Origin of the sequence: Brevundimonas sp. (assembly GCF_036400995.1) — a bacterium.
In the GTDB taxonomy this organism is placed as follows: Bacteria; Pseudomonadota; Alphaproteobacteria; order Caulobacterales; family Caulobacteraceae; genus Brevundimonas.
On record NZ_DASWWG010000092.1, the window covers coordinates 1 to 9,150 of the forward strand.

The following is a 9,150-nucleotide window of genomic DNA, read 5'->3' on the forward strand; positions in this document are numbered from 1 at the left end:
TTCGTCACCCCGTCGCGCTGATTGGCCAGTTCACGGTGCATGTACCGTTCGCCGCGCAGCCAGCCTGCGTAGAGCGGCTGCATATAGCTGCCGAGCCCCTCATGCAGCCACATGTCGGCGGCGTTCCAGTTGGTCAGCTGATTGGCGAACCACTCGTGGCTGAACTCGTGCTGCAACAGCCAGTCGTAGCCCTGTTCATTGATCCGGTATTCGTTGCCGTAGGCGTTCAGCGTCTGGTGCTCCATGCCCAGGTGCGGGGTCTCGACCACGCCCATCTTCTCGTCGGCGAAGGGGAAGGGGCCGACGGTGGCTTCATAGAAGTCCAGCATGGGCGCGAACTCGGCGAACAGGGAGCGGACGTTGGCCGCGTCGTCAGTGCGCAGGTACCAGTAGGATAGCCTGATCGTGTTGCCGAACCGGCTGCGGTAGTCGGCGGTGATCTCGTCGTACGGCCCGATGTTCAGGGCGATGGCGTAGGTGTTCGGCTGATGGGCCGACCAGTTCCAGGTGGTCCAGCCGTCGCCGTGGTCGGTCTTGCCCAGGAAGCGGCCGTTGGACGGGGCGGCGAGGTCGGACGGGACGGTGATGTGCAGGTCGACCCGGCCCGGCTCGGCCAGCGGGCTGTCGATGCAGGGCCAGAACAGGTCGCAGCCCTCGGGCTGGACGGCGGTGGCGATCCACGGCTTGCCGTCGACGGTGGTGGCCCAGACGAAGCCGCCGTCCCACGGCGCGCGCGGGGCGACGCGCGGGGCGCCGGCGTAGGCGATGCGGATCCGCACCTTGTCGCCGGGCGCCAGGTCGCGGCCCAGGTCGATCCAGAGGCGGCCTTCCGGATTGCGCCAGCCGCCCTCGCCCTGTTCCAGCTCGCGCCCGTCGACCTGCACCGAGGAGATGGGCAGCAGGGTGTCCAGCTCCAGCGGCAGGACGCTGAGCGGGGCGGTGGCGGTGAAGTCGAGGACCGCGACGCCCTCGATGCGTTTCTCGTCGGGAATCACCCGGATCGACAGGTCGGCCAGGTCGAAGCGCACGGCCTCCTGCTCGGGGGTGCGCGGCTGGTCGGTGGCGAGGGTGAAGTCGGTCGATTCGCGGGTGGCCTCGGCCGTCGCTTCGGTCGTCGCGGGCGCGTCCTGGGCCAGGGCCGGGGCGGCCGCCAGGGCCAGGAGCGAGGCGCCCAGAAGGGCGGCGCGGCGGACGGATTTGGACACGGAACAGCTCCCCGGCGAACAGGCGGGCAGACTGGCCGGGCGGGACCGTTCAGGCAAACAAAAAGGCCGGCGTTTCCGCCGGCCTCTTCAGAACTCTGACAGCAGCGTCGCTTAGGCGGCGGCTTGCTCGGCCAGCTTGGCCTTGACCTGACGCTTGATGCGCTGGGCGGCGACCGACAGCTGCTCGTCGCGGGCCTTGACGATGAAGGCGTCCAGGCCGCCCTTGTAGTCGAGGGTGCGCAGGGCGGCGTTCGAGATACGCAGCGAGAAGGTCTGACCCAGGGCGTCCGAGGTCACCTTGACGGCCTTCAGCGACGGCAGGAAGCGGCGCTTGGTCTTGATGTTCGAGTGGCTCACGCTGTTGCCGACCATGGGGCCGATACCGGTGAGTTCGCAACGACGCGACATCTGACTATCCTTCGGAGCGGTCCGCGACGGGCGCAGACGCAATGAAACAGGTGCGCGCGAGACACCGTCCAGCGCGAGAGGTGGGGCGTATAGAGGAAGAGTCTGCCGGGCGTCAAGGCGTCCGGCTGTTCAGCCGCCGTTCAATTCCGGCCATATATCCCCTCTACCCATGAACGGACCCAACTTTCGAGGGACGAAGATGAAGACTGGCCTGATCCGAGCCGCCGCCCTGACCGTGCCCGCGATCGCCGGCGCCCTGCTGCTGGCCGCCCCGGCGACGCCGCGCGCGGCCCAGACGAGCACGGACACCGTCCTGCCGGGCTACTGGGAGTACACCACCAGCGCGGTGGGCGTGCGCGACACCGAGCAGAAATGCGTGCGGCCCAGCGAGATCAACCGCTTCTTCGGCGGCCTGTCGACGCGCCGCTGGACCTGCACCTATCCGGTGCGGCAGGTCGGCAACGGCAACGCCCGCTTCGAGGGCACGTGCACCGACCGGCGCGGCCGGCGCGTGAACGTCCGCCTGAACGGCACCTACCAGCGGGAGAGCTTCACCTTCCGCGGCGGAGCCCAGCTGGCCCGCGGCACGCCCTATCTGCCTGCCTCGATCACCGCCCGCCGCATCTCGGCCAACTGCCCGGCCAACGCCGAGTATTTCTGAGGCGCGGACCGTCGGAATTGAAAAGGCCCGGGAGCGATCCCGGGCCTTTTTGCTGTCGGTCAGTGCGCCGCGCCGGGCTTCAACCGCCCGATCTGATGCAGGACGAAGGCGACCACGCCGCCGATGATCGCGCCGATGACGGCCGAGATGACCACCGTGACCAGCCAGCCGAGGGCCGGACCCACCGGGCCCGTCGCATGGGCGACGGCGTGGGCCAGATGCTCGACCGGGACCGCCGGCCAGTGCAGGCCCAGCTCATGCGCCCCATGCATCAGGATGCCGCCGCCGACCCACAGCATGGCGAAGGTGCCGATCACCGACAGGGCCGACATGATGACGGGCATGCCCTTCACCAGTCCCCGGCCGACCGCCTGGCTGACGCGCGAGGGTTTCTCGACCATGTGCAGGCCGATGTCGTCCATCTTCACGATCAGGGCCACGGCCCCGTAGACCGCCACGGTCATGGCCAGGCCGACGACCAGCAGGACGCCCGCCTGGATGGCCAGCGGCCGGTGCGCCACGTCGTTCAGGGCGATGACCATGATCTCGGCCGACAGGATCAGGTCGGTCCGCACGGCGCCGGAGACGGTGCGGGCTTCCAGATGGGCGGGATCGTCGCTGACCGGCTCATCTTCGCCGTGATGGCCGCCGCCGAACATCTCCATCAGCTTCTCGGCCCCCTCGAAACAGAGGTAGGTCCCGCCCAGCATCAGGATCGGCGTCAGCGCCCATGGCGCGAAGGCGGTCAGCAGCAGGGCGACCGGCAGGATCAGCAGCAGCTTGTTGCGGATGGAGCCGAGGGCGATCTTGCCGATGATCGGCAGCTCGCGGCTGGGCGACAGGCCGGTCACATATTTCGGCGTGACGGCCGCGTCGTCGATCACCACGCCCGCCGCCTTGGCTCCTGCCTTGCCCGCCGCGGCGCTGACGTCATCGACCGAGGCGGCCGCGAGCTTGGCGATCCCCGCGACGTCGTCGAGCAGGGCGATGAGACCGGAGGGCATGGGGTGTCCGTGGCAATAAGGGGAGGGGCCAGAGGTAGGCGATGGCGCGGCGGGTGTCGATTGGGACGCCCAAAGCAAAAGGCCCGGGATCGCTCCCGGGCCTTCTGTCTGTTCAGCGATGCGCGTCGATCAGGCGGCTTCGGCCTCGGCGGCCGGGGCGGCGGCCTTCTTGGCGCTGAGCGACTTGCCCAGCAGCTCGACGGCGGCGTCCTTGTCGATCTTGTTGGCGGCGGCGACTTCGCGGGCCATGCGATCCAGGGCCGACTCGTACAGCTGGCGCTCCGAGTAGGACTGCTCCGGCTGGCTGTCGGCGCGGTGCAGGTCGCGGACCACCTCGGCGATCGAGATCAGGTCGCCCGAGTTGATCTTGGCTTCGTATTCCTGGGCGCGACGCGACCACATGGTGCGCTTCACGCGGGCGCGGCCCTTCAGGGTGGTCAGCGCCTTGGTGACGACGTCGTCGGCGGCCAGCGAGCGCAGGCCGGCCGTCTTGGCCTTCTTGGTCGGGACGCGCAGGGTCATCTTCTCGTGGTCGAAGGTCACGACATAGACCTCCAGCGACATGCCCGCGACTTCCTGGGTCTCGATGGCCGCCACCTTGCCGACGCCGTGCGCCGGATAGACGACCGCATCGCCAACCTTGAATTCCAGACCAGTCTTGCTCGTCATGTCACTTCCTTTCCCGGCTGCAGCGGGAGGGGAGAGGCGAAGGCGCACGGACAACAGAATGACAGCCGCCGGAAACTTGCCCCGTCGGAGATGTCGGTCTGGTCGTCAAATGCGGAAACGGATCACCCAACCTCTGGCCGATCCCGCCTTCGTGGACGGGATTCTGTCGCAAACGCGGGCGGCGCGAGGTTTTCGCAGACCGCCCGACCCAATGACAGTAACGTATCACAAATCTGCGGAATTTCAAAACGTCCACAGCGTCCGCGCACGGAAGGCTGGAAATCCTCGCCGTAACGGGGCAGCGCGATGTGAATCGTTCGCGGATCAGCCCGCGGGCGGCGTCAGGAGCCCGTGCCGGGCTTGGTCGAGAAATATTTCTCGTACTTGCCGGTCTCGCGCTCGAACTGTTCGCGGTCTTCGGGCGGCGTGCCCTTCACCGTGATGTTCGGCCAGACCTTGGCGTATTCGGCGTTGATCTGCAGCCACTTGCCGTCCGGCTCGTCCTCGGTGTCGGGCACGATGGCGTCGACCGGGCATTCCGGCTCGCAAACGCCGCAGTCGATACATTCGTCCGGGGCGATGACGAGGAAGTTCTCGCCCTCATAGAAGCAGTCGACCGGGCACACCTCCACGCAGTCCATGAATTTGCAGCGGACGCAGGCGTCGGTGACGATGTAGGTCATGGGCGGGAGGCAAGCGTTCGGTGAGGGGCGCGGGACGCGCAGATGACCCCCGCAGGCGCAACTGTCAACCGATGGCGGCTTTTCAGGCTTGCGGCGCGCGCTTCAGGCGCTATTTAGTATCTGGCACGCTTACAGATAGTGGAGCCTCCCCATGCGTCCTCTCCTTCGTTACGCCGCAGTCGGCGTCGCCGCCGTCGCCCTGATCACCGCCGGCGGCGTGGCCGCCCAGGCCGCCCTGACCCGGGTCCCCTCGGAAGTCACCGCCGGCGCCTACAAGCTGGATTCCGATCACGGCAAGATCACCTGGTCGGTCAGCCATCTGGGCTTCTCGACCTACACCGGCCAGTTCGTGAACGTGCAGGCCGAACTGAGCCTGAACACCTCGAACCCGTCGGCCTCGACCCTGACGGCGACCATTCCGCTGACCGACGTGATGACCGGCAGCCAGGGCCTGAACGGACACCTGCAGACGGCGGACTTCTTCGACACCGCCAATCATCCCACCGCGACCTTCGTCTCGCGTTCGGTGACCGTGGACGCCGATGACGCCAATGAAGCGACCGTGGTCGGCGACCTGACCCTGCGCGGCGTGACCCGCCCGGTGACCATCGAGGTCGAGTTCAACCAGGCGGGCCCGTCGATGGGCAACACCTACAAGGCCGGCTTCGACGGCGAGGCGACCATCAAGCGGTCGGACTTCGGCATCACCTACGGCATTCCAATGGGGCTGAGCGACGAAGTGAAGCTGCACCTCGAGGGCGAGTTCACCCTTCAGCAGTAAGCGCGTACAGGGCGCGGGCCTCTTCCGGAGGTCCGCGCCGTTCGCCGAGGGCCAGAACCTCGAGATCGAACAGGCGCCCGCCGAGGGCGAACACCAGACGGTCGCCGGGGTGGACCGAGCGGCTGGCCTTGTCGAGGCGCACCTGCTGACCGTGATGGGTCAGGCGGACCGCGCCCTTCTCCACCATGGTCGCCGCCAGCGTCCGCGTCTTCGCGAACCGCGCGCGCCACAGCCAGACATCGATACGGCAGGCGAGGTCGCTCACCGCGGGGCCTGTTTGCGACGCGGCCGCTTGCGGCGCACGGGCGCGGCCGCGGGCTGGGGCGCGGTCAGGGCGGCCAGCGCGGCGAAGGGCGAGTCCTTCACCGGCCGTGGCGCCTTGCCGGGGCGATCCGGCTGCTGGGCCCGAACGGTCCTGAGCCCGGCCAGAAGGGCGTTGGCCTCCTCGCCGGTGACGCCGAGCTCGCGCAGGGCCTTGTCAGATAGCCGCCCGTCGCCCTTGCCGCGCTTTTCGGACAGGGCCTCGAGCAGGTCCACCGGGGCGGCGAAGCGGCCGACGGCGCGCAGGCCGAAGGCGGCCAGCAGGCGGGGCGACGGCGGCGGAGACGGCAGGATGCTGAGACCGGTCGGCCTCGGGCGGAAGGTCTCGCCCGTCATGAAGGCCTGGGCCACGGTCCGCGCGCGATCCTTCAGCAGGGCAGGCTGCCAGACGGAGTGCGCGCCGACGCGGATGCCGAATTCCTTCAGCGTGCGACGCTCCGCCTGGGACAGGGCGGCCAGATCCCGTTCGACCTCGCGTCGGTCGATGATCCCGCCGGCTTCCAGCAGGCGGAAGGCGAGGCCGCGCGGCAGGCCCTTCAGCGTGCCGTTCTCGATGACGGTCTTCAGGCGGCGCAGGGGGCGCAGGGCGCGGCCGGACTCGCCCGCCAGCCAGGCCTCCAGACGCTTGGCCGCCCGTTCGCGCGCGGCCACGGCGCCGAGATCGCCCAGCAGCCTGATCTTCGGGGCGAAGGGTTCGCCGCCGGTGATGACGGCCGTCTGGGCGCCGCGCCACAGGACCGATCCGTCCGGCGTGACGGAAAAGGCCTCGTCCGGCTCGGCGGCCAGCTGGCCCAGTCGTCTGGCGATCTCCGGAGTCACCGCCTGCCGCGCGGCGTGGCGCAGGGCGCGGTCCTCCAGCGCCGAGGAGCCCTTGTCGATGCGGAAGTCGATGCCGGTCAGATGGCCCACGGCGTGACCCTCGACGATGACTTCGCCGGTCTCGGCCTCGACCTGCGCCACCGCGTCGCCGCGCACGTTCAGGGCCTGCATCAGGGCGGTGGTGCGGCGATCGACGAAGCGGGCGGTGAGGCGCTCATGAAGCACGTCGGACAGTCGTTCCTCCAGCGCCTTGGTCCGGTCCCGCCAGACCTGGGGCTGGTCCAGCCAGTCCGGTCGCTGGGCGATGTAGCTGAGGGTGCCCACGCCGCTCAGCCGTGCAGACAGCTGGTCGATCTGGCCGTCGTCGCGATCCCGCGCGGCGAAGCGCGGGGCGGCCCAGTCCGCGGTCAGACGACCGCGCTTGCCGGTCAGGGCCTGAAAGATGTCGCGGGCCAGACGCGCGTGTTCGTCCAGGGTGGTCTTCTGGAAGTCGGGCAGCTGGCACGCCTCCCACAGGCGCATGATCGCCCCGCGAGAGCGGCCGATGCGGGCGACCTCCGGGTCCTTGATCAGTCTACGGAGCAAGGTCTCGTCCAGCGCCGCCTGGGTCAGGCGCAGGCCGAAGGCGCCGGGCGTGGCGACCAGCGAGCGCAACAGGTCGTTCAGGCTGTCGAAGTCGAGACGGGCGTTGCGCCACTCGGCCGCCTCCACGGGATCGAACCGGTGCTCGACCACCTGTTCGACCACGTCTGGGTCGAGCTCCAGCGCCTCGCCGGTGACGCCGAAGGTTCCGTTGCGCAGATGGCGGCCGGCGCGGCCGGCGATCTGCCCGATCTCGTGGGCGTGAAGCCAGCGGGTGCGGCGGCCGTCGAACTTGCGCAGGCCGGCGAAGGCCACGTGATCGACGTCCATGTTCAGGCCCATGCCGATGGCGTCGGTGGCGACGAGGAAGTCGACCTCGCCCGACTGGAACAACTCGACCTGGGCGTTGCGGGTGCGCGGGCTGAGGGAGCCCATGACCACGGCGGCGCCGCCGCGCTGGCGCCGGATCAGTTCGGCGATGGCGTAGACCTGGTCGGTGGAGAAGGCGACGATGGCCGAGCGGGGCGGCAGGCGGGTCAGCTTCTTCGAGCCGGCGTAGGCCAGGGTCGACAGGCGGGGGCGCTGGACGATCTCGACGTCGGGGACCAGCGCGCGGATCAGCGGGGCCATGGTCCCGGCGCCGAGGAACATGGTCTCGAACCGCCCTCGGGCGTGCAGCAGCCGTTCGGTGAAGACGTGGCCCCGTTCGGGGTCGGCGACCAGCTGGATCTCGTCGATGGCCAGGAACTCGACCGAGCGCTCCATCGGCATGGCCTCGACGGTGCAGACGAAATAGACGGCGCGCGGCGGGACGATCTTCTCCTCGCCGGTGACCAGGGCCACGGCGGCCGCGCCCCGCCGCTTGACGATGCGATCGTAGATCTCGCGCGCCAGCAGCCGCAGGGGCAGGCCGATCATCCCCGAGGCGTGGCCGAGCATCCGCTCGACCGCCAGGTGGGTCTTGCCGGTGTTGGTGGGCCCCAGAACCGCGGTGACCCGCGAGGGCGCCTGACCTGTGCCTCGGTCGCTCATGATCCTGAAAAGGTGGCGTTTCGCGGCGGGTTCCTCAAGCGGAACCATTGCCGACCGCCGAGTTCTAAACAGCGACGCTTCAGGAAGCGGAACAGGGGCGAAACGAATCAGGACCGAATCGCTGACACGGCCCAATTCGGGGTTTGTTCCCTACAAGATATTGTATCTTAACGCGGATTAACCACAACCGATTCGCGGCCGCGCTCGCGGCCCGACGACGGTTCCTCCGGCGCGATCGGCAATTGTGCGCCGCCCGGCTTCCAGAACCGCGAGCGCTCGGCTAGGTCACGCCAGCGAGGCCCCGTAGCTCAGCTGCATAGAGCAAGGCTTTCCTAAAGCCGAGGTCGGAGGTTGGAGTCCTCCCGGGGTCGCCATCTCGCCTTCCGAAGTCCGCGTCGGCCTTGCGGATCGTCCGTATACGGATGGCGACTATCGCCCGGCGGGCGCCGAGGTCTCGGCCAGGGCCATTTCAAACCGCGGCGACGGCGGAAGCGTGGGGTCGGGACGCGAGCCGCGTCGCCGGGGCTGGATCTGCATCACCAGCGTCCGGCCGCCGTTGATGATCTGGCTGCGGCCGCGGGCGGTCTCGTTCGCCATCGGGGCGGCCTCGACCTGAAGGGGAAGGCGAATGCGCCCGTCTTCCAGTGAATAGAGCAGCTGATAGCGGTCGGCGACGGCGGCGAGGGGCGTCAGGTCGGCGCGCTTGTTGTCGAGGACCAGGGTCCGGTCGCCGGTCCGCGCCAGCAACACCGCGTGCTGCTCACGGTCGATCCGGTCCCACACCACGGCGACGCGCAGATCGGCCGCGGCGAAGCCCAGCCGGAGCAGGGCGAAATATTTCGTCGTGGCGAAGTCCTCGCAGTCGCCGCCTCGCGCCAGCATTTCCTGGGGCGTCGCCCAGTAGTCGGCCTGACTCCAGTTCTCGGTGTCCGCGACATAGGTCAGGGCGTTGACGCCGCGATTGACGGCCTTGAGTTGCTGCAGC

At 69.0% G+C, this 9,150-nt stretch carries 10 protein-coding genes and 1 tRNA gene; 3 read left to right on the forward strand and 8 right to left on the reverse strand.

Translation table 11 applies throughout. The features are described 5' to 3' along the window. Both VGE03_RS13035 and rpmB read right to left on the reverse strand, forming a co-directional pair. Positions 1-1,205: M1 family metallopeptidase (locus VGE03_RS13035; RefSeq protein WP_331046906.1), on the reverse strand; the 1,205-nt coding region annotated here is incomplete at its 3' end. 111 nt (positions 1,206-1,316) lie between these two features. Further along, the gene (rpmB, locus tag VGE03_RS13040) at positions 1,317-1,613 is read right to left on the reverse strand and encodes a 50S ribosomal protein L28 (RefSeq protein ID WP_141627585.1); all 297 of its coding nucleotides are present in this window, start codon (positions 1,611-1,613) and stop codon (positions 1,317-1,319) included. A gap of 199 nt (positions 1,614-1,812) precedes the next feature. Between rpmB and VGE03_RS13045 the strand changes: the two genes are divergently transcribed. Further along, the gene (locus VGE03_RS13045; RefSeq protein WP_331046907.1) at positions 1,813-2,274 is read left to right on the forward strand and encodes a DUF3617 domain-containing protein; all 462 of its coding nucleotides are present in this window, start codon (positions 1,813-1,815) and stop codon (positions 2,272-2,274) included. Positions 2,275-2,333: 59 nt separating this feature from the next. On the opposite strand, the gene VGE03_RS13050 is transcribed toward VGE03_RS13045, so the two are convergent. The 3 genes from VGE03_RS13050 to fdxA all read right to left on the reverse strand — a co-directional run bounded on the left by VGE03_RS13050 (position 2,334) and on the right by fdxA (position 4,630). Beyond that, positions 2,334-3,278, reverse strand: coding sequence for a DUF808 domain-containing protein (locus VGE03_RS13050; RefSeq protein ID WP_331046908.1), 945 nt, complete (start codon positions 3,276-3,278; stop codon positions 2,334-2,336). Positions 3,279-3,407: 129 nt separating this feature from the next. Then, complete coding sequence (locus VGE03_RS13055; RefSeq protein WP_331046909.1) at positions 3,408-3,947, reverse strand: CarD family transcriptional regulator; 540 nt, start codon at positions 3,945-3,947, stop codon at positions 3,408-3,410. Positions 3,948-4,288: 341 nt separating this feature from the next. Continuing rightward, a complete protein-coding gene (fdxA, locus tag VGE03_RS13060) occupies positions 4,289-4,630 on the reverse strand; it encodes a ferredoxin FdxA (RefSeq protein WP_331046910.1) in 342 nt (113 codons plus the stop codon). Between the two features lie 151 nt (positions 4,631-4,781). Here fdxA and VGE03_RS13065 point away from each other — a divergent pair, with 151 nt between their 5' ends. Beyond that, the gene (locus VGE03_RS13065; RefSeq protein WP_331046911.1) at positions 4,782-5,411 is read left to right on the forward strand and encodes a YceI family protein; all 630 of its coding nucleotides are present in this window, start codon (positions 4,782-4,784) and stop codon (positions 5,409-5,411) included. On the opposite strand, the gene VGE03_RS13070 is transcribed toward VGE03_RS13065, so the two are convergent. Continuing rightward, complete coding sequence (locus tag VGE03_RS13070; RefSeq protein ID WP_331046912.1) at positions 5,395-5,676, reverse strand: RNA-binding S4 domain-containing protein; 282 nt, start codon at positions 5,674-5,676, stop codon at positions 5,395-5,397. The genes VGE03_RS13065 and VGE03_RS13070 overlap by 17 nt on opposite strands. Continuing rightward, positions 5,673-8,165 carry a helicase-related protein gene (locus tag VGE03_RS13075; protein WP_331046913.1) on the reverse strand — a complete coding sequence of 831 codons (2,493 nt, stop codon included), beginning with the start codon at positions 8,163-8,165 and terminating at the stop codon, positions 5,673-5,675. The genes VGE03_RS13070 and VGE03_RS13075 overlap by 4 nt, the downstream gene beginning before the upstream one ends. 297 nt (positions 8,166-8,462) lie before the next feature. Between VGE03_RS13075 and VGE03_RS13080 the strand changes: the two genes are divergently transcribed. Then, positions 8,463-8,539 (forward strand) — tRNA-Arg (locus VGE03_RS13080). 55 nt (positions 8,540-8,594) lie between these two features. On the opposite strand, the gene VGE03_RS13085 is transcribed toward VGE03_RS13080, so the two are convergent. Then, positions 8,595-9,150: transglutaminase-like cysteine peptidase (locus VGE03_RS13085; protein WP_331046914.1), on the reverse strand; the 556-nt coding region annotated here is incomplete at its 5' end.